The sequence below is a fragment of the Streptomyces sp. NPDC042638 genome, from assembly GCF_040647235.1.
GTDB classification, from domain to species: domain Bacteria; phylum Actinomycetota; class Actinomycetes; order Streptomycetales; family Streptomycetaceae; genus Streptomyces; species Streptomyces rameus.
Genome location: NZ_JBEZBT010000009.1, coordinates 125,845 through 150,924 on the forward strand (window position 1 = coordinate 125,845; position 25,080 = coordinate 150,924).

General features: G+C 71.1%; 23 protein-coding genes and 1 riboswitch. Of the genes, 5 read left to right on the top strand and 18 right to left on the bottom strand.

Translation table 11 applies throughout. The features are described 5' to 3' along the window. Positions 1–4 precede the first annotated feature (4 nt). From AB0B40_RS10870 to AB0B40_RS10925, 12 genes are all read right to left on the bottom strand, one after another. A complete protein-coding gene (locus tag AB0B40_RS10870; RefSeq protein WP_345047877.1) occupies positions 5–244 on the bottom strand; it encodes an acyl carrier protein in 240 nt (79 codons plus the stop codon). Beyond that, positions 241–1,290: a beta-ketoacyl-ACP synthase III gene (locus AB0B40_RS10875; protein WP_362263723.1), complete on the bottom strand. Its 1,050-nt coding sequence runs from the start codon at positions 1,288–1,290 to the stop codon at positions 241–243. The genes AB0B40_RS10870 and AB0B40_RS10875 overlap by 4 nt, the downstream gene beginning before the upstream one ends. A 59-nt stretch (positions 1,291–1,349) precedes the next feature. Beyond that, positions 1,350–2,720: an MFS transporter gene (locus tag AB0B40_RS10880; RefSeq protein ID WP_345047880.1), complete on the bottom strand. Its 1,371-nt coding sequence runs from the start codon at positions 2,718–2,720 to the stop codon at positions 1,350–1,352. Positions 2,721–2,798: 78 nt separating this feature from the next. After that, complete coding sequence (locus AB0B40_RS10885; RefSeq protein WP_345047882.1) at positions 2,799–3,551, bottom strand: aspartyl/asparaginyl beta-hydroxylase domain-containing protein; 753 nt, start codon at positions 3,549–3,551, stop codon at positions 2,799–2,801. A gap of 454 nt (positions 3,552–4,005) precedes the next feature. Continuing rightward, positions 4,006–4,608 carry a sigma-70 family RNA polymerase sigma factor gene (locus AB0B40_RS10890; protein WP_345047883.1) on the bottom strand — a complete coding sequence of 201 codons (603 nt, stop codon included), beginning with the start codon at positions 4,606–4,608 and terminating at the stop codon, positions 4,006–4,008. Positions 4,609–4,857: 249 nt separating this feature from the next. Further along, entirely contained in the window at positions 4,858–5,577 is a 720-nt protein-coding gene (locus AB0B40_RS10895) for a hypothetical protein (protein WP_345047884.1), read from the bottom strand. A 137-nt stretch (positions 5,578–5,714) separates the two neighbouring features. After that, complete coding sequence (locus AB0B40_RS10900; RefSeq protein ID WP_345047885.1) at positions 5,715–6,254, bottom strand: copper chaperone PCu(A)C; 540 nt, start codon at positions 6,252–6,254, stop codon at positions 5,715–5,717. After that, positions 6,251–8,539 carry a heavy metal translocating P-type ATPase gene (locus tag AB0B40_RS10905; protein WP_362263724.1) on the bottom strand — a complete coding sequence of 763 codons (2,289 nt, stop codon included), beginning with the start codon at positions 8,537–8,539 and terminating at the stop codon, positions 6,251–6,253. The genes AB0B40_RS10900 and AB0B40_RS10905 overlap by 4 nt, the downstream gene beginning before the upstream one ends. Continuing rightward, a complete protein-coding gene (locus tag AB0B40_RS10910) occupies positions 8,539–8,790 on the bottom strand; it encodes a hypothetical protein (RefSeq protein WP_362263725.1) in 252 nt (83 codons plus the stop codon). The genes AB0B40_RS10905 and AB0B40_RS10910 overlap by 1 nt, the downstream gene beginning before the upstream one ends. A gap of 227 nt (positions 8,791–9,017) precedes the next feature. Then, a complete protein-coding gene (locus AB0B40_RS10915; RefSeq protein ID WP_345047890.1) occupies positions 9,018–9,767 on the bottom strand; it encodes a YcnI family protein in 750 nt (249 codons plus the stop codon). Between the two features lie 39 nt (positions 9,768–9,806). Next, on the bottom strand, positions 9,807–10,391 hold the full coding sequence (locus AB0B40_RS10920; protein ID WP_362263726.1) for a hypothetical protein: 585 nt from the start codon (positions 10,389–10,391) through the stop codon (positions 9,807–9,809). 48 nt (positions 10,392–10,439) lie between these two features. Beyond that, a complete protein-coding gene (locus tag AB0B40_RS10925) occupies positions 10,440–11,531 on the bottom strand; it encodes a HoxN/HupN/NixA family nickel/cobalt transporter (RefSeq protein ID WP_362263727.1) in 1,092 nt (363 codons plus the stop codon). Positions 11,532–11,558: 27 nt separating this feature from the next. Next, a riboswitch (cobalamin riboswitch) is annotated at positions 11,559–11,761 on the bottom strand. Between the two features lie 610 nt (positions 11,762–12,371). On the opposite strand from AB0B40_RS10925, the gene AB0B40_RS10930 reads away from it, so the two are divergent. After that, entirely contained in the window at positions 12,372–13,271 is a 900-nt protein-coding gene (locus AB0B40_RS10930; RefSeq protein ID WP_362263728.1) for a ferritin-like protein, read from the top strand. 122 nt (positions 13,272–13,393) lie between these two features. Here AB0B40_RS10930 and AB0B40_RS10935 read toward each other — a convergent pair whose 3' ends face one another. Next, on the bottom strand, positions 13,394–13,888 hold the full coding sequence (locus AB0B40_RS10935) for a hypothetical protein (RefSeq protein WP_345047895.1): 495 nt from the start codon (positions 13,886–13,888) through the stop codon (positions 13,394–13,396). A 656-nt stretch (positions 13,889–14,544) separates the two neighbouring features. Here AB0B40_RS10935 and AB0B40_RS10940 point away from each other — a divergent pair. Continuing rightward, entirely contained in the window at positions 14,545–16,200 is a 1,656-nt protein-coding gene (locus AB0B40_RS10940; protein WP_362263729.1) for an allantoin permease, read from the top strand. Positions 16,201–16,399: 199 nt separating this feature from the next. After that, complete coding sequence (locus AB0B40_RS10945) at positions 16,400–17,239, top strand: MBL fold metallo-hydrolase (protein ID WP_362263730.1); 840 nt, start codon at positions 16,400–16,402, stop codon at positions 17,237–17,239. A 150-nt stretch (positions 17,240–17,389) separates the two neighbouring features. On the opposite strand, the gene AB0B40_RS10950 is transcribed toward AB0B40_RS10945, so the two are convergent. From AB0B40_RS10950 to AB0B40_RS10965, 4 genes are all read right to left on the bottom strand, one after another. Next, positions 17,390–17,698 carry a hypothetical protein gene (locus AB0B40_RS10950; RefSeq protein ID WP_362263731.1) on the bottom strand — a complete coding sequence of 103 codons (309 nt, stop codon included), beginning with the start codon at positions 17,696–17,698 and terminating at the stop codon, positions 17,390–17,392. Positions 17,699–18,160: 462 nt separating this feature from the next. Then, on the bottom strand, positions 18,161–18,364 hold the full coding sequence (locus AB0B40_RS10955; RefSeq protein ID WP_014670069.1) for a cold-shock protein: 204 nt from the start codon (positions 18,362–18,364) through the stop codon (positions 18,161–18,163). Positions 18,365–18,535: 171 nt separating this feature from the next. Beyond that, a complete protein-coding gene (locus AB0B40_RS10960; protein ID WP_362263732.1) occupies positions 18,536–19,012 on the bottom strand; it encodes a hypothetical protein in 477 nt (158 codons plus the stop codon). Positions 19,013–19,015: 3 nt separating this feature from the next. Continuing rightward, complete coding sequence (locus tag AB0B40_RS10965) at positions 19,016–20,095, bottom strand: polyprenyl synthetase family protein (RefSeq protein ID WP_362263733.1); 1,080 nt, start codon at positions 20,093–20,095, stop codon at positions 19,016–19,018. Positions 20,096–20,397: 302 nt separating this feature from the next. On the opposite strand from AB0B40_RS10965, the gene AB0B40_RS10970 reads away from it, so the two are divergent. Continuing rightward, positions 20,398–23,037, top strand: a complete 2,640-nt coding sequence (locus AB0B40_RS10970) for a glycosyl hydrolase (protein WP_362263734.1) — start codon at positions 20,398–20,400, stop codon at positions 23,035–23,037. A gap of 258 nt (positions 23,038–23,295) precedes the next feature. Further along, entirely contained in the window at positions 23,296–24,012 is a 717-nt protein-coding gene (locus AB0B40_RS10975; protein ID WP_345047904.1) for a hypothetical protein, read from the top strand. A 77-nt stretch (positions 24,013–24,089) separates the two neighbouring features. Here AB0B40_RS10975 and AB0B40_RS10980 read toward each other — a convergent pair whose 3' ends face one another. After that, complete coding sequence (locus AB0B40_RS10980; protein ID WP_362263735.1) at positions 24,090–25,037, bottom strand: NADP-dependent oxidoreductase; 948 nt, start codon at positions 25,035–25,037, stop codon at positions 24,090–24,092. Positions 25,038–25,080 lie beyond the last annotated feature (43 nt).

The following is a 25,080-nucleotide window of genomic DNA, read 5'->3' on the forward strand; positions in this document are numbered from 1 at the left end:
GGGGTCAGACGGCGGCGGTACGGCGGGAGTCGACGAGACCGGCGATCTGGCCGAGGGTGAGGCCGGGCTCCAGTTCGTCGTCGCCGACGGTGACACCGAGGTCGCGTTCGATGCGGATGCTGATCTCGACCGTGGTCAGGGAGTCGACGTCCAGTGCGCCGAGGGTGGCCTCGGGGCGGATGAGGTCGGCGGGTACGTCGTGCAGGCTGACGATGACGTCGACGATCTGCTCGTAGGTGGTCATGGTGTGGTCCGTTCCTGTGGAGGGTCTGGGACGAGCGCGGGCCAGGTCAGGAGGCAGGAGCCCCAGGTGACGCCGCCGCCGAAGGCAGTGAGCAGCAGGCGGTCGCCGGGGCGGATCCGCTGGCCCGCCACGGCGTCGGCCAGGGCCAGCGGTATGGAGGCGGCTCCGGTGTTGCCGCGGGTGTCGACGTTGGCGACGCAGCGCTCCCGGGGCAGGCCCAGGTCGTCGGCGACGGAGTGCAGGATGCGCAGGTTGGCCTGGTGGGGCACGAAGTGGGCGACGTCGTCGGTCGTCCAGCCGGCCTTGGACAGCACGGTGCGGGCGGAGGCGGCCATGCGGGTCACCGCATGTCTGTAGACCTCCTTGCCACGCATCGCGAAGTGCTGTTCGGCGTGCGTGGGTTCGCCGCCGGTGGAACGCTGGCGAGAGCCGCCGGCGGCGACCGTGATCAGGTCCTCGTGAGCGCCGTCGCTGCCGAGGTCGAAGTGGCCCACCGCGCCAGGTTCGTCCGCGTCCCCGGCGCGCAGGACCACCGCTCCGGCGCCGTCCCCGAAGATGATCGCGTTGCTCCTGTCCAGCGGGTCGACGATGGTGGAGTAGGTGTCCGCGCCGATCAGCAGGACCCGCTCGGCGACACCGGAGGCGATCAGCCCGGACGCCGTGGCGAGGCCGTACACGAACCCGGTGCACACCGCGCCGACGTCGAAAGCGGCGGCTCCCGCCAGGCCGAGGCGGGTCGCCACCACGGGCGCGGTGGCGGGGCAGGGGCGGTCCGGGGTCGTCGTGGTGACGATCAGCGTGTCGACCGTCTCGGTCCCGGCCGACCGCAGTGCGCGCCACCCGGCCTCGACGGCGAGGTCTGAGGTCGCCTGCCCGGGCTCGGCGAAGTGCCGTCGGCCGATCCCGGTGCGGGTGCGGATCCAGGCGTCATCGGTGTCCAGCTGCTCGGCGAGTTCGTCGTTGGTGACCACGCGGGGCGGCACCCATCCGGCCAGTCCGCACAGAACGGCCGCCGGGCCCGGCGGTCCAGGGGTGTTGCTGGGCACAGCTGTTCTCCTCGTGGGGTGAGATGGCTCGTGGGTGAGAACGGGGCGGGGCGGGGCGGCTACGCGGAGGTCTGGGTCGTGCGCAGGGCCAGGGTGAGCGGCACGGCGCAGCACAGGCCGGCCGCGATGGCGAAGACGGCCATGCGTATGCCGGTGAGCAGGGCGTCGTCCGACGAGCCCTGGCCGATGCCCGACGACAGGGCGACCAGCAGGGCGAGGCCGACCGCGCCGCCCACCTGGAGGGTGGTGGAGGCCATGCCGGAGGCCACGCCCTGGTCCTCGGCGGCCACTCCGGAGGCGGCGACGATCCACATGCCGGTCCAGGCGGCACCCTGGCCGAGCCCGAGAAGCACGATGCCGGGCAGCAGCAGGAGGTACGAACCGTCCCCGGTGAGCGCGAGCCCGAGAGCGGCGGCTCCTCCCGCGCCCAGCATCATGCCGCCGGCCAGCATGCGCGCCACCCCGACGCGGGCGACGCCCAGTTCACCGGCCCTGGTGCCCAGGGCGGTCACCACGGCGGGAACGAGGAACGCCAGGCCGGTCGCGAACGCGCTGCAGCCGCGCACGTTCTGGAAGTAGAGGGTCATGAAGTAGGGCAGTGAGCTGAAGGTGGCGCTGTAGAGGGCGGTGAGCGTCATCGCGGCGACCAGCCCGCGGTGGGCGAGCAGGCGTGCAGGCACCAGAGGGTCGCGCGCACGGGTCTCGACGACCGCGAAGACGGTTAGCGAGGTGACCGCGAGTGCGGCACTGAGCAGCGCGGACGGGCTGTCCCAGCCCGCTTCGGGGGCGTGCACCATCAGGAACACCAGGAGCGTGATCCCACCGGTGCCGGCCAGCGCGCCCGCGACATCGAACCGACGGGGGCCGGTCCGCGGGCCGTCCGCGGGGAAGAGCCTCCGCCCCGCCCACGCCAGCGCCGCCGCCACGGGCACGTTGACGAAGAAGACGGACGGCCAGCCGAACGCCTCGACGAGCACGCCCCCCAGCAGTGAACCGAAGCACAGGCCGCCGGCCCCCGCGGCGCCCCACACCGCCAGGGCCCTGTTCCGGGCGGGACCCTCCTCGTAGATCGTGTTGATCAGGGCGAGGGTGGCGGGGAACAGCAGCGAGCCGCCGATGCCCTGCACCGCGCGGACGGCGACCAGGACACCCGCCGACTCGGACAGCCCGCCCACCAGCGAGGACCCCGCGTACACGAGGGCCGCGGCGACGAAGGTCCGGCGGCGGCCCAGCAGATCGGCCGTCCGGCCGCCCAGCAGGAGGAAGCCACCCGTCGTCACGACGTAGGCACTCACCACCCACTGGAGGTCGTGCGGGGAGAAGCCGAGGCCGGTGCCTATGTCGGGGAGGGCGACGTAGACGATGTTGTAGTCCAGCGCGATGACCAGCTGGGCCAGCGCCAGAACGAGAAGGGACAGTCGTGCCCGCACCGGTCGAAATCCTCCTCACCCATCAACGGGAAACGGTAAAGAAAACCCAGATCGAAAATGCCGAATGGACGATCATTTTTATTCGCCCATGAGGCGCCTGATCTCGCTGATGAGAGCGGTGAGGGCCTGCCGCTCCGGAATGGTCGTTTCCGGATGCCAGAGGTCTACGAGAAGACAGGTCCGTGGCCTGTCACCGTCATTACGTGCCTCGTGCTCGAAGGAGTAGTCGAAAAGCAGACACTCCCCTTCCGTCCAGGAACGGGTTTCACCTGCCACCGTGATACTGCAACCAGCCGGAATATCCACGGCGAGATGCAGATTGATGCTGAAGTTCCACAGGTCGCAGTGCGGGGCGATGGCCGCACCCGGCAAGAGGGTGGAGAAATGACATTCCAGGAGGGGGCATATCCTGTCCGTCTCGACGGCGAACTCGTCGATCACCTTGTACGCCGTGGGCACGGTGCCCGCCGAGTCCTCGACCAGTCCGCCGCCCCGGTACAGATGGAGGGCCTGCCAGTCCTCCTGGCGGGTCAGATAGTGCTCGTAGTCCGAGAACGCCTCCCGGCGCCCTGACCAGGCGGTGGTCAGCTCCTCCTTGATCACCGGATGAGCGGCTTCGAGCGCCTCGACGACCGGGGTCAGTTCGGGGTGGCCGCGAGGGTCGTGCCAGGGGGTGGGCGGCAGCCCGGGAAGGATCCACTTCGCGCCCTGCTGGAGCGGGTGTCGCGGGCCCCCTCCCCCGGGTCCGAGCATGAGTTCCACACGTCTGATGGAGTCCGCGCCGTGCTCGCCTCTGATCGCCGCGAAGGCGTTCTCTATCTCGGGTGTCATGCAGGCCCCTCCTGACCGCTACCGTCGCGGCGACCGCCGGGTCGGTGTCGCAGTAGTAGTCGGGGCCAGAGGCCGGGGAGTTCCCGCAAGACTCCGTCAATCCTGCGGAACACCAGAGGACTTGCCCCCTCCCCACGCCCGGCGGGTCGGCCGCCAGCACCTCGGGGGAGCCACGCGCAGGCCCTGCCGCGCCACGCCCGCTCGGCGGGGGTCCGGCCGCCCCGGCCGCCGACCGTGGTCTCCCGCCCCTCACCGGGCACAGACCCGCCACCGCGCGCGGCAGCGGCACCCGCGGTGCCAGGCGGCGGAATGGCTTGACGGTGATTCCCACCCCTCAGTGGTCGGCCACCCATGGGTCGGCCGCCCGTGCCGTCGAGTTCCCGGCGGCACGGCCCGGTCCGAGGACCGTGCCGCCGGAGATGGAGACAACACCCGCTCGCAGCGCCGACAGTCGTCAGGCAGCGAGGGCGCTCGCCGCCTCGGCCTCCCGCAGCAGCCGTTCGAGGGTCACGCGGGCTCGGGACACGCGGGAGCGGACCGTGCCGACAGGACAGCCGTCGAAACCGGCCGCCTCCTCGTACGACAACCCGACCACCTGCGTCAGCAGGAACGCCTCCCGGCGCTCGTCGGGCAGGGCCTCCAGGAGGTCGAGCAGGGCGATGCCGTCGTCGAAGCCCGGCAGGCCGCAGGGCTGGGTGCCCTCCACCGCCGTCTGCCAGTCGACGGCGTCCGCGATCCGGGGGCGGACCGCGGCGCGGCGCAGGCTGTCGGCGACCGCGCGGCGCGCGATCGACAGCAGCCAGGTACGGGCCGAGGCCCGGCCTTCGTAGCGGTGCAGGCTGCCGAACGCCCGCGCGAAGGTGTCCTGGGTCAGGTCGTGGGCGGTCTGGGGATCACCGCTGAGGTGAGCGACGTAACGCAGCACGTCACCGTGCAGGGCGCGGACGAAGTGCTCGGCCGCGTCGGGGTCTCCGCTGCGGGCGGCCAGCGCCCAGGCGGTCGCCGCCGCGTCCACGGAGGCACGATCCGCCCGTGGAGCGGGCATGACAGAGATCATCTCGTGATGTCCTTCTCGGGTCTTCCGGGGCCACGCCCGCCCAGGGGCATGGCTCACCGGCGCATGGGGTGCGCCCGTACGCAGAGGTAGGGCGATGCCCGGAGCCCGTCAGGAACAGTCCGCTCGCGGCGGCGCGTGGTGTGTGCCGAGTGGCGGCGCGTGGTGTGTGCCGAGTAGTCGAGTCAGGGCACACCCGCGCGAGAACACCGCAGGACGAGAGGACGAGGGGCTCCGGTGGATCCGGCTGTCTCAGCGGACAGCGGCACCCACGGGCGGCCCCCGGAAGGTGAGGGAACAGCACAGAAGCAGACGCACCGGGGCCGGGGCGTCGACAGCACGGCGCCTGTGTACGTCAGGGCGGCGGAACGGCGTGGGCAGGGCCCCGAGCAGCCGCAGAGGGGCCGCCAGCCAGGCCGCCGCCGCCCGGAGAACGCGGAAGACGGCCCGCTCGCCGTAGGCGAGCCACAGCCCGCACAGGACCGCGGCCAGGAGGTGCGCGGCGAACATGCCGACCGAGGCCGCACCGCTCATGCCGGTCACATCGTGCATGCCGTGCATGTGGTCGAGGCCCGCCATGCCGTGGACCGTGGGGTCGGCGGACCTCATGTCCATCCCGCCCATGGAGCCCCAGTCCATCGAGCCCATCGACCCCATGTCCATGGCGCTCGTACCCGTCGAGGGACGGGTGTGGGGCATGGCCGTGGGGCCGGACGCCGACGACTGCGCCAGCGAGAAGGTCTCGTGGAGCACCGCCTGGGCAGCGGTCACGACCGCGACGATCGACGTGCGGCCGCGTTCGTCCCCGGCGAGCAGCCAGCCTGCCACGCCGGTCCCGATCGCTCCCGCGGCCATGGCCCACCACGGGACGGGGGTTCCCGACATGGTCGCGTGACCGAGGGCGGCGAGCAGCACGCAGGCGGCGGCGAACACGCCGGCCCGCGCTGTGCGGCACCACCCTGGGACAGTCATAGCCCGCTCATCCTCGCACCCTGGGTCCGATCGTCGTCAGGGGGTACGCGAGAACCCCCACCCTCCCACTCACCGACAAGGAGGTGACACAACCCACAGCAGACGCACGGGAACTCAGGGAGTGCAGGGGACGACTACTACAGCGGCACCATACCCGGCCGCACCACCACGGCCAGGACTCTGACCGGGCCGCTGCGTCGGAATTCCAGGGTGAACGGCACGACATCACCCGAACGCCACGCGTGCGAGGGCGCGGGCACCGTCAGGCCGATCCCGCTCGGCGACATGGCGAGGCTGTCGCCCGCCGGGACGGAGACGGAGTCGATGGCGGACCGGTAGGCCGCGTTGCCCTGTTTCATGCGGTGCCGGGAGAGTGTGACGTCGCCGGGGACGTCACGTGCGGTGATCCGGACGAGTGTGTCGGCGGAGCCGCCTTCGTTGGCGATCCGGAAGAACGCCGCTGTGTCCGGGACTCCGGCGGACGGCAGCAGGACCCGCCCCTGCGTGACGCGGATACGCGCCGGGCTGCCGGCCCTGCCCGTGCCGACCCAGGTGGTCAGCCCCGCCAACGCCACACTGCACGCCGCGACGGGCACCAGGACGGCGAGCGTGCCGTCCCGCATCCGCCGCCGGTCGAAGCCCCTGGACGAGGAGAGCCGCTCGGTGATCCACCTCATCGCACACCGGCCTTCCCACCGCGCGTCCCTCGCGCCCGGCCACGGGCCAAAGACGGCTGCCAGCTGCGCAGCCGCAGGCTGTTCGCCACCACGAGCACGGAGCTCACCGACATCGCCGCGGCGGCGACCATGGGGTCGAGCAGGCCGACCATGGCGAGCGGCACGGTGACGACGTTGTAGCCGAAGGCCCATGCCAGGTTGGCCCGGATCGTGCCCAGAGTGCGCCGGGCCAGCCGGACCGCGTCGACGAGGGCCTCGATGTCTCCACGGACCAGTGTCAGATCGGCCGCGCCGATGGCCACGTCGGTGCCGCTGCCCATGGCGATGCCCAGGTCGGCGCCGGCAAGCGCTGCGGCGTCGTTCACACCGTCGCCGACCACCGCGACCCGTGCGCCCTCCCGCTTCAGCTCCCGTACGAGGGCGGCCTTGTCCTCGGGGGTGCAGCGGGCGTGCACCGCGTCGATGCCGAGCGCGGCGGCGACGGCCTCGGCGGACCCCTTGCGGTCGCCGGTGGCCAGCACCGGGCGGATGCCGAGCCGGCGCAGCCGGTCCACCGCCCGGTAGCTGCCGGGGCGCACCACGTCGCCGACGGCGATCAGCGCCTTCGCCCGGCCGTCCACCCGCACCAGAACCGGTGTGTGCGCGGCCTGCTCCGCTGCGGTCAGCGCTGTGGCCAGCGCGCGCGGCAGCTTGCCGTCCGGCGCGCCCACCTCGATCACGGCACCGTCCACACAGCCGCTGATCCCGTGCCCGGGGACTGCGGCGAAGTCCGTCACCTCGGGCAGCGGTTCGTCGCCCCCGGTACGGCGCGCGTACGCGGTGATCGCCCGCCCGATCGGGTGCTCGGAGCCCTGCTCCACGGCCCCGGCCAGCCGCACCACCGCCTCCTGCCCGCCCGCGCCCGGCAGCGCGGTGACCTTGGCCACCGTCATGTGACCGGTGGTCAGCGTGCCGGTCTTGTCCAGGACGACCGTGTCGACGTGCTGAAGGGCCTCCAGCGTCTGCGGCCCTCTCACCAGCACGCCCAGCTGCGCTCCGCGCCCGGTGGCGGCCATCAGGGCGGTAGGTGTGGCCAGCCCCAGCGCGCAGGGGCAGGCCACGACGAGAACGGCCACGCAGGCGGTGAGGGCCGCCTGCGGATCGGCCCCGGCACCCAGCCAGAACCCGAGGACCGTCACCGCGATGGCGAGGACGACGGGTACGAACACTCCGGCGACCGCGTCGGCCAGCCGCTGCGCCCGCGCCTTGCCGGCCTGCGCCTCCGTGACGAGGCGGGTGATCCGCGCCAGCTGGGTGTCCGCGCCGACCGCCGTGGCCTCGACGAGAACCAGTCCACCGGCGTTGACGGCGCCGCCGACCAGAGCCGAGCCGCGGCTCACCTCCACGGGCTCGCTCTCGCCGGTGACCAGGGACAGGTCCACGGCGGAGGTGCCCTGCGTCACCCGCCCGTCGGTCGCGACCCGCTCACCCGGGCGCACCACGAAGACCTGCCCTACGCGCAGCTGCTCGATGGGGATGGACCGCTCGCCGAGCTCGTCCCGTACCGAAACCCTCTTGGCCGCCAGCTCGGCGAGCGACCGCAGCGCCGCCCCGGTCCCCCGCCGGGCGCGTCCCTCGAGGAACCGCCCGGTCAGCACGAACAGCGGGACGCTCACGGCCGCTTCGAGATACAGGTGCGCCATGCCCTCCGACGCGGCAGGCAGGAGGCTGAACGACATCCGCATCCCGGGCTCGCCCGCACCGCCCAGGAACAGCGCGTACACCGACCACGAGAACGACGCCACGACCCCCAGCGAGACGAGGGTGTCCATGGTGGCCGTGGAGTGACGCAGCCCGCGCAGCGCCCTGAGGTGGAAGGGCCAGGCGCTCCACACCGCCACCGGGGCGGCCAGTACGAAACACAGCCACTGCCAGCTACGGAACTGCAGGACCGGCACCATCGACAGCACCAGCACCGGCACGGCCAGCAGCGCGGTGACCGTGATCCGCTCCCGCTCGCGCCGGGACCCGGCCTCGTCCTCGTCCGCCGCCTCGGAGTCCTCGCCGTCGTCACTCACGGGCAGCTCGGCCTGGTACCCGGCCTGTTCGACCGCGGTGACGAGGGCCTCGGGCGCGACATCGGCCGGATGGCTGACCCGGGCGAGCCCCGTGGCCAGGTTGACCGTGGCCGTGACGCCCTCCAGCCTGCCGAGCTTCCTCTCCACCCGCCGCACACAGGCCGCGCAGGTCATCCCGCCCACGGTGAGGTCCGTGACGACCAGGCTCGCCGTCGGTTCGACCGCCATCACTCACCGCTCCCATGGCTCATCCCGGGCATGTCGCCCATGCCGCCGCCATTCCCACCGCCCCCGTCGCCGCCCCCGGTTCTCCCGGTGCCGTGCATGCCGGGCGCCACCGGCCCCGCCGCCGACCCGACGGCATAGGACACCGAGAACAGCAGCACCAGCAGGAGCAGGAACCCGCAGAGCGCGGGAGGCGGCAGCAGTCTGCGGCGAGCCGCACCGGTGGAGCGGGGTGACAACGGAGTATCGGCCATGCCCGGCCTTCCTGGTCGCGTCGAACCGTCGTGCAGGTGATGGCAGTTGTAGCCGTACCGTTCCAGTAGTCGGGTCGGCGGAGAGTCGAGTTCCGGGACCTAATCGTGACGTGCGTCACCATCGCTGACACGACCGACACCCGCGGGGAAGGATGACCGCTCGAAGGACGACCGCTCGGCGGACGTGTGCTCCGCCGACGGCTCACCGTCGGCAGAGCACACCACCCTCACTCGGGCCGAGATCCGCCGGAGCGGCTGCGCACGACGGCGAAGGCCGCCGCGGCCAGGCCCAGCACACCCACGATCAGCCCGGCGACACCGAGCCCACGGGCCGTCGAGTCGCTGCCGGCCACAGTCGAGTCGACGCTGCCGGAATCCTTCCGGGCCGCCGACGCGCCGGGCGCAGCACCGCTTCCCCGGTCCTGTGCGTCTTCGGCTGTGAGCTTGAGGACCGGCGCCGGGTTCTCCGGCTCCTCGTCACCCTTCGCCGCCTCCTCGATCCAGCGGACGGTCCTGCCGTCGGAGTACGTCTGGAGAGTCTTGAAGGTCAGCTGGTCCGTGTCCCCGGGAAGCCGGCCGAAGGCCACGTCGAAGTCCTCGAAGTGCCCGGGGTCGATCTTGCCGCCGGTCCAGGTGATCTGGGACACCGCGTCCGTGATGGTGCCGTCGTCGGTCTTGACCGGTGTCTTGAGCTTCGTGTTCGTGACCTTGGCGGTCCAGCCGTCCCGCGGGGAGACGAGGACGCCGAGGACGGGGTGGTCGGTGGGCAGGAAGACCTGCACCTTGGTGGTGGAGGCGGTGTCCTCCTCATTGGGGACCCGGAAGGTCAGGACGCCGTCGGTGGCGCCCTTGGCGTAGCTGTCGGGGTGGACGGTGACGTGCGCGGACGCGATGCCCGCGGCGGCCAGGACCCCGAAGGCGGACAGGGCCGTGACGGTGCCGGCGCGGCGCAGAGTGGTGCGTACTGCTCGGGACATGGGTGGTCGGTCTCCGTGGCTGAAAGGAGTGTGCGGGGGTCAGATCGGATACCAGGTCCCCGGCGGCGGACCGCGCCGCTGGACCGCGTGCCGCAGGAGGACACGCCGCACCCGCCACGGTTCCCCGCCGCGAGGGCCTGTCCGACAATTCCCGTCGTCCGGCACGAACGGGCACCCGCCGCTCACCCGCCACCAGGCCGTCAGGCCCGGAACCAGCACGGCGGTTCGGCGCAGCAGCGACCACAGCGCGGCCTCCCCGCGCCGCAACCACCAGCTCAGCACGAGTGCCGCACCGGCATGAGCGGCGGTGGCGTGCGGGGTCAGGGCGTGGGTGGAGGCCATGCGCATGCCGTGCATGACCATCGTGGTGTGCGGCCCTGCGGCGCCGAACACGAGGTGCAGTCCGCCCTGGGCGGTGAGCGTCCCGCCGCCGATGGCCGCGAGCGACCGCTCCCGGCCGCCCAGCAGATACCCGGCCGCGAAGACCGGCACGAGTCCGGTGACCTGCGCGTGCACGGGAGGTGTCATACCGGTCGCCAGCGTGTGTCCCCCGGCGGCGAGCAGCACGCACAGCGCGGCGAACACCGCCGCGCGCAGGCTCCGTACCGCCGGGGACGCACTCACGCCCCGATGCTGCCATGCGACCGAGGGACCTCCTCGACCTGTCGGGGGTCAGCCCCCCTCGCCCAGACGGGCGCCCCACCTCTGCTCCACCCTGGCCAGCCGCCAGTACGCGAGCGCCGCCGCCCACACGACCACGAACAGGCCGACGATGATGTAGCCCACGTTGTCCAGGTCCAGCCCGGAGATCCAGCCGGTCACCGCGTCGCGCAGATCGAGCTTCTCATGCAGCACCCCGACCAGTTCGATGGTGCCGATCAGGAAGGCGACGGCGATGGACAGGCCGGTGATGGTGAGGTTGTAGAAGACCTTGCGCACCGGGTTGGAGAACGCCCACTGGTAGGCGAAGTTCATGAAGGTGCCGTCGAGCGTGTCGAACAGGCTCATCCCCGCGGCGAACAACAGCGGCAGGCACAGGATCGCGTACCACGGCAGCCCGGCCGCGGCACCGCTGCCCGCCATCACCATCAGGGTGACCTCGGTCGCGGTGTCGAAGCCGAGACCGAACAGGAAGCCCAGCGGGAACATCTGTCCGGGCCGGGTGATCGACCTGGTGAAGCGGCCCAGGACACGGCTCATGAACCCGCGGGAGTCCAGGTGCCGTTCCAGAGCGGCCTCGTCGTACGTACCCGACCGCATCGCCCTGAAGACCCGCAGAATGCCGGCGAGCGCCACGAGGTTGAGTGCCGCGATGAGGTAGAGGAAGGTCCCGGAGACAGTCGTGCCGACGACACCGAGCGTCTGGTGGGTGCGGGAGTCGTCGTTCAGCAGCGTGCCGGCGAGCTGTGCGCCTCCCGCGACCAGGGCCGCCATGGCGACCACCACGCTGGAGTGACCGAGCGCGAACCAGAAGCCGACCGACACCGGCCGCTTGCCGTCGGCCATCAGCTTGCGGGTGGTGTTGTCGATCGCCGCGATGTGATCGGCGTCGAACGCGTGCCGCATGCCCAGCGTGTACGCGGTCACCCCGAGGCCGATGCCGAACGCCTTGGAACCGACCTCGTAGTGCCCCGGCACGACCAGCAGGAACAGGATGCCGAACGCCACGACGTGCAGCGCGGCGATCACCGCCAGCAGCCCGGCGGTACGGACGGTGTCCTCGCGCCTCCAGCGGAAGTGTGCGGACTCGGTGGGCAGGGTCATACGGTCACGCTCCAGCACCTCGTGGATCACCTCGTGAAGTGCCGTGGCCGGTCTCCTGGCTTACGGTGCGTGCGTGTCCGTCCCGGCCTTCCCGTCCGCCGGGCGGCGGACAGTGACCGTGCACAACTGGGACGGATACTCCCCGATCACAGTGGCGAGGGCCGCTCCGGTCTGAACCCCGCGAAGGGCTGTCACCGGTCTTCCCGAACACCACGGCCTGCCCACCGTACGGGTTGTCGCTGAGACCTGCACAGCTGCGCCGCCACGCAGGTATCCAAGATCACAGCGGCCGTGCGCCGCGCGGCAGACAGGTCCCCTGCCCGTATGTCGCACGTGGCGACCGCGACCGGCCTGAGCGATGTCACCGTGTTCCCACCCCGCAGGGCAGGTCCGAAACGGGAGCCGTCCCCCGAACTCCGGTCACCTCGATCCGTACGTAGTCGTGGCCGATGCCCGCCTGGTTCCCAGTGCTGGGCCGATGGCCTGGTGAGGCGCGTCGCACACCGCAGGCACCACGGAGAGACCGGGCGAGGCTGCTAGCTTCGCGCACCTGGTTCGAGGGCAATGCCGGGATCACCGGCGGGTGCGGAGGCGGCGGTGGCGAAGAGGAACGGATCTCCCGAGAAGGCGGCCGGTGTTCCTGTTCGGCGTCGCAGCCTCTTGGCATCGGCTGCGCTGGCAGCGGGCCCACCGGTCTCGGTGGCCGCTTGCACCCACAGCCCCGGACATTCGGACCCCGAACGGTACGCCCGACCGCAACACGGGACCGTTGCCCGCCTGGTCGCCGTCCCGGAGAAGAACCGCGGCGTCGACTGGCTCAGATCGGCCCTCCAGGTGGCCGTGGAAATCGAGTTCTCCACCATCCCGCCCTATCTGTGCGGCTGGTGGTCCATCAGGAACCGCAAGTGCGATGCCGCCCGGCTGATCCGGCGCATCGTATCCGACGAGATGTACCACCTCGGCATCGTCTGCAATCTGCTGGCGGGGCTGGGAGGCCGGCCGCGGATCAAGGAGTCGGCACCGGTCTACCCGGGTCCGTTGCCGGGCGGGGTGCATCCAGGGGTCAACGTGTACCTGTCGGGCTTGACCAAGACACTCGTGCGGGACGTGATGATGGCCATCGAGGCGCCCGCGGCACCCTTGACCGGCAGCACGCGTGACCCCCTCAGCATCGGCCACTTCTACGACGAACTGCTCAAGGCGTTCCGGGTGGTGGCACCCGACCTGTCCGCCGACCGGCAGATGCACGAACGCATCGGCGAGGACACACTCAGACCGGCCAGGACCCTTGAGGACATCGAGCGCTCGATCGAGATCGTCAAGGACCAGGGGGAAGGCACCTCCGTCTCCCCGGCCGACGGCATGGGCGACGGCCACATGGCGCACTACTACGCCTTCGCCGAGATCTACCACGGCCGACAACTGCGTGAGACCGGCGGCAAGTGGCGGTTCACCGGAACGCCCGTCCCCTTCCCCGACACACGGCCCATGGCCATGGTCCCGGCGGGCGGCTGGGACCGGCCGCCCGCCGTGGCCCGGCGGCTCCTGGACGACTTCGACACCACCTACACCGCGGTTCTGGAAGCGCTCGACACGGCGTGGGGCGAAGGCGACCCCCACAGTCTCAGGACGGCTGTACGTCGTATGCGCAGACTGGAGACTCCCGCCGTGGAGCTGATGGAGATGCCCGTCACCGGCGCCAAGGAGACCTACGGCCCTCAGTTCCGCCCCCGCGGATGACCCGCGCCGTTCGGGTAGTTCGCGTGCCGTGTCCTACGGATCGGCCGTACGAAGCATGTCGTGACCGCTGTTGATGTCGGTCCTGAGCTGGTCGAGTCGCGCATGCGGCAGGAGACGCCGGCTCAGAGATCGAACGCCTCACGCACACCACCGGACGGCGTCCAGTCGAGGATCCCTCCCTGGAACCTGCTGGACCGGCGTTCAGGCGATCCGCCCTCGTCCGTGATCGGATAGCCGAACTTGCTGCGCTCCCACCCGTGCTGTGCCCAGTAGTCACGGATGGCCCCGTGCACCTCGTGTGCGCCGGTGTCCGGGGCCCAGTAGATCGACCCGTTCTCGAAGTGATTGAAGCGCCCGATGCCGTCCGGCGTGCCGGTCTCATCCGTGACCGGGTAACCGAGGAAGCTCTCGGGCCCGCCGAACTGCGCGTAGTGCACCCGGATCGCACCGTGCACCTCGTGCGCGCCGGTCTGCGGCGACCACTCGATCGTTCCGTTCTGGAAATCGCGTGAGCGACCCCGCCCGTCAGGGTTGGGCCCCTCGTCGATGCCGCCGCCGGCGTCCACCGGAGGGCCGATCCACTGGATCGTCTGCCATTTGTCATCGATGGGAGACATCGTCCACCTCTGATGCTGCTCAGGATCGCGGAATTCCGCCGATGGCGTGTACCGCCGACATCGTCGCCGGGCACGGGAGCCGTCGCGACCCCTGTCCGTGCCGTGTTCGCAGAGCCCCCTGGACTACTTCCATCGCAGCACGCACCACCGGGTTCGGCAACCGCGGCACCAGGCGACGCAGTGGCGGAGCCGCGAACCTCAGCTCACGAGCGCGGGGGTTGTGGTGGCGGCGAGGCCACGGTGGATCGCGGGTGCGGTGGTGGACATGGGGTGCCTGCCTTCGGTGCGTCAGGTGCCGGGCGGCAGGGGGAAGTCGAAGACGGCCCAGTCGAAGGCTGTGCACGAGTTCGTCCTCGGTCACCGAGCCGTCTTCCAGGGTGATCACGGCTCGGCCGCCGAAGGCACGTCGGTGGGGGGCCGGGTCGTGGTGGCGGCGGGGGAAACACCGCGTTCACGGGAGGGGGAGCCGACGGAAACAACCGCTTCCTAGCGTGACCGGCCGTGGGATCGCAGTCCTATGCGGGCCGTACGCACGACTTCTGCAGGACCGTACGTACGACTCGTGCCGGACCGCCGGTTCCCCGTCCCGTCCTGCCGATGACGCCAAGCGGGGCGCTTCCCTCACCGAAAGCACCCGCACCATCGGGAGGCTCGTCATGAGCACCACCGAGTCAGAGTCCCTGCCCACGGCGGCGGACACGACGAAGGCTGCCGACGACCAGGCGGTCAGGGAGACGCTGGAGGACTACACGCTCCGTTTCGCGCCTCGCAGTTACCGCCGCTGGACACCGATGGTCGTGGCGACCACGGCCCTCGGCGGCATCGCCTACATGGCCGACTTCTCCATCGGCGCCGGCATCGGCCTGTCCCACGGCACGGGCAACGCACTCCTCGCGATCGCCGTCGCCGCGGTCGTCATCTTCGTCACCGGCTTTCCGCTCGCCTACTACGGCGCCCGCTACAACATCGACCTCGACTTGATCACCCGCGGCTCCGGCTTCGGCTACTACGGCTCGGTCCTCACCAGCGTCATCTTCGCCAGCTTCACCTTCATCTTCTTCGCCCTCGAAGGCTCGATCATGGCCCAGGGCCTCAAACTCGGGCTCGGACTGCCGTTGTGGCTGGGCTACCTGGTCTCCACCTTCATGGTGATTCCCCTGGTCATCTACGGCATGAAGGCGCTCAGCAGGCTCCAGGTGTGGACGACGCCCGTCTGGCTGCTGCTGATGGTGGCCCCGTTGGTCTACCTGATCTCCAACGACCCGGACACGGTCGGCCGCTTCCTCGCCTACGCCGGCAGAGACGGCGACGGCGGCGTCGACACCGCCTCCGTGCTCCTCGGCGCCGGCGTGTGCCTGTCCCTGATCGCGCAGATCGGTGAGCAGATCGACTACCTGCGGTTCATGCCGCCCAAGACCGAGGCGAACAAGCGGGCTTGGTGGACGGCTGTGGTCATGGCCGGCCCGGGCTGGGTGGTGCTCGGCGCGCTGAAGCAGGCCATCGGTGTCTTCCTCGCCGTCTACATCCTCGCCAAGGTCGGACCGGCCGCCGCGACCGAGCCGATCCAGCAGTTCCGCGGTGCCTTCCACGCGATGATGCCGTCCTGGATGGTGATCCCGCTCGCCGTCGCCCTCGTCGTCATCAGCCAGATCAAGATCAACGTCACCAACGCGTACTCGGGCTCCCTTGCCTGGACGAACTCCTTCACCCGCGTCACCAGGCACTATCCCGGCCGTATGGTCTTCGTCCTGGTCAACCTCGGCTTCGCGCTCGCCCTGATGGAAGCCGACATGTTCAGTTTCCTCAACAGCATCCTGGGCTTCTACTCGAACTGCGCCATCGCCTGGGTCGTCACCGTGGCCACCGACATCGGCATCAACAAGTACCTGCTCAAAGTCTCCCCGCTCCAGCCGGAGTTCCGCCGGGGCATGCTCCACGCGGTCAACCCGGTCGGCGTGGTCGCGTTCGTCGCCGCCTCCGGCCTGTCCATCGCCATGTACTTCCACGCCCTCGGCGACACCCTCCAGCCGTACTCCCCGGTCGCCGCGGCCGTCATCGCCTTCGCCCTCACCCCGCTGACGGCCGTCGCCACCAAGGGCCGCTACTACCTGCGTCGCACCGATGACGGCGTCGACGAGCCCCTGCTCGACGCGGACGGCAATCCCAGCGCCGTCACCCTCGACTGCCATGTCTGCCACCAGCCGTACGAGCGCCCCGACCTGGCCGCCTGCGCCACCCACGACGCGGTCGTCTGCTCCCTGTGCCTGAGCACGGACAAGGTCGGCGACCACGTGCTGCCGGCCACGGCCTGAGAACGGTCTCCGGTGCCGGACGTCCGACCTGCCCGGCACCGGCCCCCCTCACGTGCTGCCGACGCGGTCGCGGCCCGGTAGCCGTGCCTGCCGGACACCCGCGCCGACTTCACATGTCCGGACCGGGGTACTCCGGAGCCGAGGGCACGGCACCGCACAGACCACAGACGGGCACCGGCCCGTCGGACGAGGACCCGCCATGGCTTCCTTCGACGACGCGCTCGACCTCCACTTCATCGGCAACGCGACGGTCCTGCTCCGGTACGGCGAGCCGACCTTGTTGACGGACCCCAACTTCCTGCACCGCGGCGAGCCCGCGCACCTCGGGTACGGGTTGATGAGCCGCCGGATCACCGAGCCGGCCCTGGCGGCGCAGGAGCTTCCGCCCCTGGACGGCGTCGTCCTGTCCCACCTGCACGGCGACCACTGGGACCGCCGGGCCCGTCAGCACCTCGACCGCTCGGTACCGATCGTCACGACACCGCACGCGGCCCGCCGCCTGCGCACCTGGCAGGGGTTCCGGAGGGCGGGCGGTCTGCGCACGTGGGAGAGCTGCGCCCTCCGGCGGGGCGGGCAACGGGTCCGGGTGACGTCCCTGCCGGGGCGGCACGCGCTCCATCCCGTGCTGCGGCGCCTGCTGCCCCCCGTCATGGGCAGCATGCTGGAGTTCGGGCCCGTCCGCGGGCCGGTCCACCTGCGGCTCTACCTCTCCGGCGACACTCTGCTCTACGACGGCCTCCGGGAGATCGCGCGGCGCTTTCCCGGCGCCGACCTGGCCGTACTCCACCTGGGCGGCACTCGGCTGCCAGGCGGCTTCATGGTGACGATGGACGGTGCGCAGGGAGCGGAACTGGCCCGCCGCCTCGACTACCGGCGCATCATGCCGGTGCACTACGACGACTACACGGTTTTCAGCTCCCCGCTCGGGGACTTCCTGACCGAGGCGCGCCGCCTTGGACTGGACGAGCGGCTCGTCCACTGCCCTCGCGGGCGGCACGCGCGCATAGCAGCCCACGGCGAACGGCCCACGGTCCGCTGAGCACGGCCGTCCGAAGCCGTGGATGTGCGGTCAGGCCGCGTTCTCCGGCCCGTCGGGCGAGCCGTCGGGGGCGCAGAGCGTCTCGAACGAGCGCAGAGCGTCGAACGAGCGCAGAGCGTCAAACGAGTGACCCAGCGGCTGACGGGGGGCTCAGGGCCGGGGGTGAACCCGATGCCATCGAGGGCGCGCGTCCCCTCCGCGATGCCCGGCCACGGAGGCGCAGCGTCGGCACACCCGTTGCACACGGTCGGCCGCACCGCCGGACTCCGGAAAGGTGTCCGGCCAGCTGACGTGCGGGAAGCGCACGAGTTGCGAGCGGCTCAGCGACAGCCCGCAGACGGTCTCGTTCCGGCCTGGCTCCCAGGCGTGGACCTCGCCGGCGGGCAGCCTGTGTCGGCCGTCCTCCTCGTCGATCCACTGTCCGGAGGCGGCGACGGCGTACCGCTTGCCGCGTTTCATGGGACCGGACATGCCGCAGGAGCGCCGTTCTCGGTCACCTCGGCACCGTCCTCCCCACGGGTTCCGCCCCGGACTGGTCGGGCCGCCGCGTCAGCTCGGGCGGCCCGCACCCGGCGAGTGCCACGAAAGCCGCGGCCTCACACGCACGGGCGCGGACTGCGCCGGCGGCGGGGGCGGGCAGCCCTGTGCAGGGGCACGGCCCGTGCCGGACGGGCACGAGCCAAGGAGCCGGAGCCTCGGTGGCATCCGGAATCACTGGAAGCACACTCACCTCCCCCTGCTCCGTAGGCGTGCGTACGGGGCAAGGGGCCGGAGCGGGCGTGGCGGGTGGGGCGTCGACGCCGGTCGCGTTTTCGAGGATCTGGTCGCTGGTGAGGCGGACGACGGTGAACTTGGCACTACTTAGCCAGCGGAAAGGCCCGGCCTCCCGATGCCGGGATGCCGGGCCTTACGCCGCACGTGTCAGGCGGGGCGGATGTTCTCCGCCTGCGGGCCCTTCTGGCCCTGGGTGACGTCGAACTCGACCTTCTGGCCTTCCTGCAGCTCGCGGTAACCCTGGCTGGCGATGTTGGAGTAGTGGGCGAAGACGTCGGGGCCGCCGCCCTCCTGCTCGATGAAGCCGAAGCCCTTCTCGCTGTTGAACCACTTCACAGTGCCCTTGGCCATGACTGTCTCCTTCGAGGGAAACCAGGCGCGCACCCTGCGCGCCCGGGAGGTGATCGCCCTGGTCCGGAGAGACGCTGAACAGCAAGAACGCCCGTGATGGCGATCACGGGCGAACGGAACTTCGGAACCACGACTGCTGAATCAAACGCTATAACGGCGGGGCGGCAGCCGCTACCGATAACGCGCCAGCATCGCACCCGGCGTGTCGAGGCAGGCCCGGCACGGGGGCGGCGCCTCTTCGGCTCGGTCCGGTGCCAGGCGTGGTCGACGGCGGTGCGATGTCCAGCCGGTCTGCGGGCCGAGCACCATGCCGCCGAGCACCATGCCGCCGAGCAGCGGCGTCGTCGCCCCGCAGAGCAGCAGCCCGCCCGCCCGGTCGATACGGACGGTGCGCCGCCGCTCGTGCGCGGTGGCCCGGCGGATCAGGGGCATCCCGGCGCAGGCGACGGCCAGGCAGCACAGCTGGAAGCCGTGGACGAGCCGCCGGCCGCCCGTCTCGGTGAGCAGGCCGCGCAGGATCGGGCCGCAGGCGAGGGACAGGCCCGCCACCGAGCCCAGCGGGGCGAAGGCGCGGGTGCGGTGCTCGCCGGTGTGGACCGACGACAGCATCGCCGTGCCCACCGAGAACACCGCACCCGGGGGACGCATGGACTACCGGGTCCTCCGGGTGTTCCACGTCGGCAGCTGCTCGAAGAAGGCGACGGCTTCCGCACGCCAGTGCCGGCGCCAGGACGCGGCTTCGGCGGAGGCGGCTTCGGCGTACCGGTCGATGGCCGATTGCAGGCGGTGGTGTACTTCGTGGCGGTAGGCGATGTCGCGGATGCGGTCGACGGTCTGGGGTGTGCAGTCGGGATCTCCGAGAGCGGCCTCGACGGTGTGGTGCTCGTCCGCGTCAGTGGCGGCAAGCAGCTCGCGGACCAGGTAGGTGAGGCGGCCGGCCCGCAGGTCGGCGCCGACGGGCTTGCCGGTGACGTCCGGGTCGCCGAAGAGGTCCAGGTAGTCGTCTCGCATCTGGCCGCTGATGCCGGCCAGCGAGGCGTACCGGCGCAGGCTCTCCTCGTGCTCGGCCACGTCCTCGCCCGCGGCCAGCAGGCCCAGGCGCAGGGGGGCGAGGATGGTGTACCGGGTGGTCTTGTACTCGCACACGGACTCCAGCAGCCCCTCATCGGCCGAGGGGGTGACGTCGCGTTCGAGGTCGAGGATCTGGCCGATGACGGTGTCGGTCGTCACGCCGAGCTGGACGTCGAGCATGGCCTGCTTGCGATCGGCGGGGAGGTCTGCGTGGAGCAGGACCCGCAGGGCCAGGAAACCGGCGAGATCACCGGCCATCATGGCCAGTCCCAGCGCGGCCTGCGGGTTCTCGGGCACGTCTTCGCGGCACGCGTAGTACGTGGAGAGGCCACCGCGGCGCGAGGGCGAGTCGTCGATGATGTCGTCGAGGATGAGCGCGTGGCTGTGGAGCAGCTCACAACTCAGCGCGGCCTCCAGCAGCCCCGGTACCTCCCCCTCCGTGACGAGGCCTGCCGCCTCGTAGAGCAGGGCGACCCGGATCCGCTTCCCGCCGCGCAGCGACAACTCCGCCAGCGCCTCCAGGCACCGGGGAGGGAAGCGGCCCAGCCTCAAGCCGTCGAGTTCGCCGGCCAGTTCGGCGAAGTACTTCTCGAAGGACGCGACGAAGCGCTGCTGATGACCGGCGGCACGCTCCATGGCGGTGAGGGCATTGCTGTTCATCTGCGTTCCGGCCGGCCTTCCTCATGGATGTCGGTGGACAAGCCTGCCATCGCCGTGGAACGTGCTGCGACTGTGGGCGGACGCCTGGCCCAGCGGATCGGTGGACGGGTACGCCTCCCGCAGCACCGGATCGGTGATCCCCGCCGATCCTGAACTGAGCTGATTTCACCCGTACGCGCTGCGAGCCGGTCTGTCCCCGTGGCAGGTTCCGGACAAAGAGTCGACCAAGTTTCGGACGTGTCCGTCCGCTCGTGATCGGGTCTCCTGCGACGGCTGTATCCACGCCCGTTTGGGAGGACCTGGTGCCAGCACCAACCCGCAAGAGACGATGGCTCACGATCTGTGCCATCACCGCAACCGCCGGACTTCTCGCGATACCTGCGAGCGCCGCGTCCGGCCGCCACGGCGGCAGCCCCTTCGGGGTCCGCGCACTCGACCGACTCGCCGAGCAGCGGGTGCATTCGGTGGGTGCCATGAGCCCCCACGTGAAGGGTGAGGACGGGGACGACGGCAACGAGGCCGACGAGATCGCCGAGGGCGCGGACCAGTACGCCGAGGCCCGCACCTCCCCCGGCATCGTCGCCCCCGGCGCGTACGGCGCCGCCTGGCACGGCCTGCGGAACCTGCCGCGTACGGCGGGCAGCTGGCGGCATGTCACGGATCGTCCGTACAACTCGGACGACTCGCGCTACCGCGACATCGACTCCAACTCCAGTGGCGGCAGCGGGAACGTCACGGGCCGGATGGCCGCGATGGCGGCCGATGACGACGGGTACGTGTACGCGGGCAGCGCGGGCGGTGGCGTGTGGCGTTCGCGCTCCGGCGGCGGACACTGGCAGCCCGTCAGCGACCGGCTCCCCTCGCAGTCCACCGGCGCGCTGGCGGTCGACGGGGCCGGGCGGCTGTGGCTGGGCACCGGCGAGGCGAACACCAACTCGGACGCCTACCTCGGCAGCGGCGTCTACGTCCTGTCCCACCCGCACCACGGCTCCTTCTCCCCGCGCAGCCGGGTCGGCGGCGACGAGCTGGAGAGCACCACCGTGCGCCAGCTGCGTTTCGGCGGGGGCAAGGTCTGGGCGGCGACCAGCGAGGGCGTGTGGAGCCACTCCACGAAGAGGCTCACCGGTGCCTGGAAGCTGGAGTTCGCGCCGAACCCCGACTACCTGCCCGGCGGTTCCAAGGCCCACGACGACAGCGCCGCCTACAAGAACATCACCAACGACATCGCCATCGACCCCGAGGACCCCTCGAAGGCAGTCCTCGCCGTGGGCTGGCGCAGCGGTGACGACTACAACGGCTTCTACACCAAGGTCGGCGGCAGCTGGCAGCGGATCAGCAGCGGCTTCGGCGACCTGCCGACCGACGCGGACAACGTCGGCACCGTCACCTTCGCCCGCTCCGACGACGGCTCGCGCTACTACGCCATCGACCAGTCGCCCGAGCAGATGGCGTCCAACCCGGACAGCGGCCTCGGCGGCATCTACAGCGCCGCCTCCCCGTTCGGGCCCTGGACGAAGGTCGCGGACTACAAGCAGCTGGCGGCCGACGGCTCGGCACTGACCACGGCCGGCTACATGCCGGGCGTGCAGGCCTGGTACAACCAGTTCCTGACGGTCGACCCGGCCGACCCCAAGCACCTGTACGCGGGCCTGGAGGAGGTCTACGAGTCCAAGGACGGCGGCACCACCTGGAACACCGTCGGCCCGTACTGGAACTTCACCTTCCCCTGCTGGAGCATCGACCCGGCCAAGCAGACCGGCGACTGCAACCCGACCACGCACTCCGACCAGCACGGAGTCGCCATCGGCCGCTACCACGGCAGGGCGTACGTGTACGTCGGCAACGACGGCGGTGCCTACAGACGTCCCGTCGACGGCACCCAGGACGCCTCCGGCCACGCCACCGACTGGACGTCCCTCAACGACGGCACCATCGACACCCTCCAGTACTACTCCGTCGGCGTCGGCAAGGACCTCGACCACGGCGGTGTCTCCGTCACCGGCGGCCTGCAGGACAACGGCCAGTCCATCCTGCGCAGCAACGACAAGGTGATGGGCTCTGACTTCGGCGGCGACGGCGGCGACACCCTCACCGACCCCGCCAACGGCTGCGACATCGCCGAGGAGTACGTCTACCTCTCCATCCAGGTCACCCAGAACTGCGCCGTGAACGACGGCTCCTGGACCACCGACCCGAGCAAGGCCACCTCGTACAACGTCGCCCCGCCCGACAACGCCACCAGCGAGGCCCGCTTCATCGCCCCGCTCGCGGCCGACGCGAAGAACAGCTCTACCTGGATCGCCGGCGGCCGGCACATCTGGGTGCAGACCAAGGGCTACGCGATCCGCAGCGGCTCGGAGTGGAAGAGCGTGTACGACCTCGGCGCCGGTCACACGGCGACGGCGGTCGCCGCCTCGGGCGGCAAGGTGTACGCCGCCTGGTGCGGCCCGTGCAACAACCAGGGCTTCACCCGCGGCATCGCCGTCGGCAACGCGGACGGCACCGGCTGGCACGACATCACGCTGCCCGTCGGCGGCACCGTGCCCAACCGCTACCTCAGCGGCTTCGCCATCGACCCCGGGAACGCCGACCACGTCTATCTGACGGTCAACGGCTTCTCCCGGCAGTGGACCGAGGGCCCCGGCGCCGGCGCCGGCCACGTCTTCGAGTCCACCGACGGCGGCACCACCTGGAAGGACATCTCGAAGAACCTCCCCGACGTGCCCGCCGACTCCGCGGTCGTCACCCCGAACGGCGGCCTCGCGGTCGGCACCGACCTCGGCGTCGTCTACCGCGCGCCCGGCCGCACCACCTGGCAGCGCGTCGGCACCCTCCCGGCCGTCGCCGTACTGCAGATCAGGCTGAGCCCGGACGGCACCACCCTGTACGCGGCCACCCACGGCCGTGGAATCTACTCGATCAAGGTGCGTGACTGCGCCTGACCTGAAGGGGTGAGGAGGGGTGGTCCCGGCTGCCGGGGCCACCCCTCCCCGGACACGGGACCCGCGTCTGAACAACAGCGGACCGACGTGGCGCTCCGGCCGCGGCTTGGAATTCGTGCAGACGGGGAAAAGGTGTCCCGCCCGCATCGTGCTCGATGACCCCGTGAAGGGGGGACGAACCCACCGTGCCGTTGCGGGGCGACGACGGGAGAGCCGTGTGCCGGGAAACCGGCAGCGGCACGCGGAGGAAGAGGGAAAGTGACCCACCAGCGAGCCGATGCCCGCACACGCCACCCCCGGCACGAGCGCAGAGGGGAAGCACGGCTGCCCGCGGTGATCGCGACCCTCGCCGCGGTCGTCCTCTACCTCGCCCTGCCAGAGCGGCTTCTGATCGCCCCGCGCTATGTGCTGCCCGCGCTGGAGTGTCTGCTGCTCGTACCGCTCATCGCGATCAACCCGAGAAGGCTGACCCGCCAGACGAGGACCTTCCGTGTCCTGTCCCTGACACTCGTGGCCGTCATCGCGGTGAGCAATCTGGTCGCGCTGGGAATTCTGATCCATGAACTCGTCTACGCGGGGGTGAAGGACGGCCGCTCACTGCTCGTGGCCGCCCTCCAGGTGTGGCTCACCAACATCATCGTCTTCGGCCTGGCGTACTGGGAACTCGACCGGGGCGGCCCCGTCACCCGGACCCAGGCTCCCCGGAGCGACCTGCCCCTGGCCGATTTCCGCTTCCCGCAGGACGAGAACCACGACGCCGTCGAAGAAGTCGCCGACGGTGCCAGCCGTTCCTCGGACTGGGTGCCCACCCTGGTGGACTACCTGTACGTGTCCGTCACCAACTCCACGGCCTTCAGCCCGACCGACACCATGCCGTTGTCCACGAGGGCCAAAATCCTGATGAGCGTCCAAGGCGTCTCCGCCCTGCTGACCTCGCTCCTGGTGATCGCCCGAGCCGTCAGCATCCTGCACTGAACGGCCCGCGCCGAACGCGAGGAGAGGGGCGGAGCCGCGATGGTGCCTCCACGGTCACGGAGTGCCTCGGCGGGGTCTCACGGGATGAGGACGATCTTCCCTGTCGTGTGGCCGGTCATGATCTGCCGGTGGGCTGCGGCGGCTTCGCCGAGCGGGTGGCCGGCCGCGACCAGGACGCGCAGTCGCCCGGCCTCCGCGGCTTCGGTGAGGCGCAGGCGGGCGGCGGCCCGGACATCCGTGCCGGGGTCCGCACCGGGCCCACCGCCCAGGCGCTTGATGCCGGCTCGGGCGCCCCGCTCGAACGCCGCGATCGTCGCGATGCGGGACACGTCCGCCACCAGCTCCACCGAGACGTCCACCGCCTCGTCGGTGCCCACCAGGTCCGCAGCCGCGTGGACGCCCCCGGGCGCTGCCGCCCGCACCCGGTCGGCCAGACCCGGCCCGTACGCGATCGGAATCACCCCGAGGTCGCGCAGCAGGTCGTGCTTGGCCGGGCTCGCCGTTCCCAGCACCGTGGCGCCGCGCTCGACGGCCAGTTGCACGGCCATCAGGCCGACGCCCCCGGCGGCACCGTGGATCAGCACCGACTCGTTCCCCCGCAAGCCGATCGCTTCGAGAACGTGCACGGCGGTGGCGCCGGCGACCATCAGCCCGCCGGCCTGCTCCCAGGAGAGACCGGCCGGCTTGGGCACCACCGCCGAGGCCGGGACGAGGAGTTCGGCGGCGTACGCGCCGGGCGCCCGGTACACGATGACCTCGTCGCCGACCTCGATCGGACCGGCGGGTCCGGTCGCACCGGCGCCGACGGCGCTCACCACACCGGCGGCCTCGGTGCCGAGCCGCATCGGCAGTTTCGCCGGATCGGTCCCGAAGGCACCGCTGTACAGCTTGTGATCGACAGGGTTGACGCCGGCGGCACGGACTTCGATGCGCACCTGTCCCGGCCCGGGCTCCGGTACCGCGACATCGATCACCGACAGCACTTCGGGACCGCCGTAGGCGCGCGCTACTACTGCTTCGCTCATGTCGGCGGACAACACGGCGCCAGGAGCACTGATTCCACAGTTC

Coding starts and splice junctions, on each gene's coding strand:
- AB0B40_RS10905 (WP_362263724.1), bottom strand. CDS start 8,539: ATGGCGGTCGAACCGACGGCGAGCCTGGTCGTCACGGACCTCACCGTG.
- AB0B40_RS10950 (WP_362263731.1), bottom strand. CDS start 17,698: ATGAAACGCGGCAAGCGGTACGCCGTCGCCGCCTCCGGACAGTGGATC.
- AB0B40_RS10910 (WP_362263725.1), bottom strand. CDS start 8,790: ATGGCCGATACTCCGTTGTCACCCCGCTCCACCGGTGCGGCTCGCCGC.
- AB0B40_RS10890 (WP_345047883.1), bottom strand. CDS start 4,608: ATGATCTCTGTCATGCCCGCTCCACGGGCGGATCGTGCCTCCGTGGAC.
- AB0B40_RS10915 (WP_345047890.1), bottom strand. CDS start 9,767: ATGTCCCGAGCAGTACGCACCACTCTGCGCCGCGCCGGCACCGTCACG.
- AB0B40_RS10925 (WP_362263727.1), bottom strand. CDS start 11,531: ATGACCCTGCCCACCGAGTCCGCACACTTCCGCTGGAGGCGCGAGGAC.
- AB0B40_RS10945 (WP_362263730.1), top strand. CDS start 16,400: ATGGCTTCCTTCGACGACGCGCTCGACCTCCACTTCATCGGCAACGCG.
- AB0B40_RS10965 (WP_362263733.1), bottom strand. CDS start 20,095: ATGAACAGCAATGCCCTCACCGCCATGGAGCGTGCCGCCGGTCATCAG.
- AB0B40_RS10895 (WP_345047884.1), bottom strand. CDS start 5,577: ATGACTGTCCCAGGGTGGTGCCGCACAGCGCGGGCCGGCGTGTTCGCC.
- AB0B40_RS10960 (WP_362263732.1), bottom strand. CDS start 19,012: ATGCGTCCCCCGGGTGCGGTGTTCTCGGTGGGCACGGCGATGCTGTCG.
- AB0B40_RS10935 (WP_345047895.1), bottom strand. CDS start 13,888: ATGTCTCCCATCGATGACAAATGGCAGACGATCCAGTGGATCGGCCCT.
- AB0B40_RS10900 (WP_345047885.1), bottom strand. CDS start 6,254: ATGAGGTGGATCACCGAGCGGCTCTCCTCGTCCAGGGGCTTCGACCGG.
- AB0B40_RS10955 (WP_014670069.1), bottom strand. CDS start 18,364: ATGGCCAAGGGCACTGTGAAGTGGTTCAACAGCGAGAAGGGCTTCGGC.
- AB0B40_RS10940 (WP_362263729.1), top strand. CDS start 14,545: ATGAGCACCACCGAGTCAGAGTCCCTGCCCACGGCGGCGGACACGACG.
- AB0B40_RS10870 (WP_345047877.1), bottom strand. CDS start 244: ATGACCACCTACGAGCAGATCGTCGACGTCATCGTCAGCCTGCACGAC.
- AB0B40_RS10885 (WP_345047882.1), bottom strand. CDS start 3,551: ATGACACCCGAGATAGAGAACGCCTTCGCGGCGATCAGAGGCGAGCAC.
- AB0B40_RS10980 (WP_362263735.1), bottom strand. CDS start 25,037: ATGAGCGAAGCAGTAGTAGCGCGCGCCTACGGCGGTCCCGAAGTGCTG.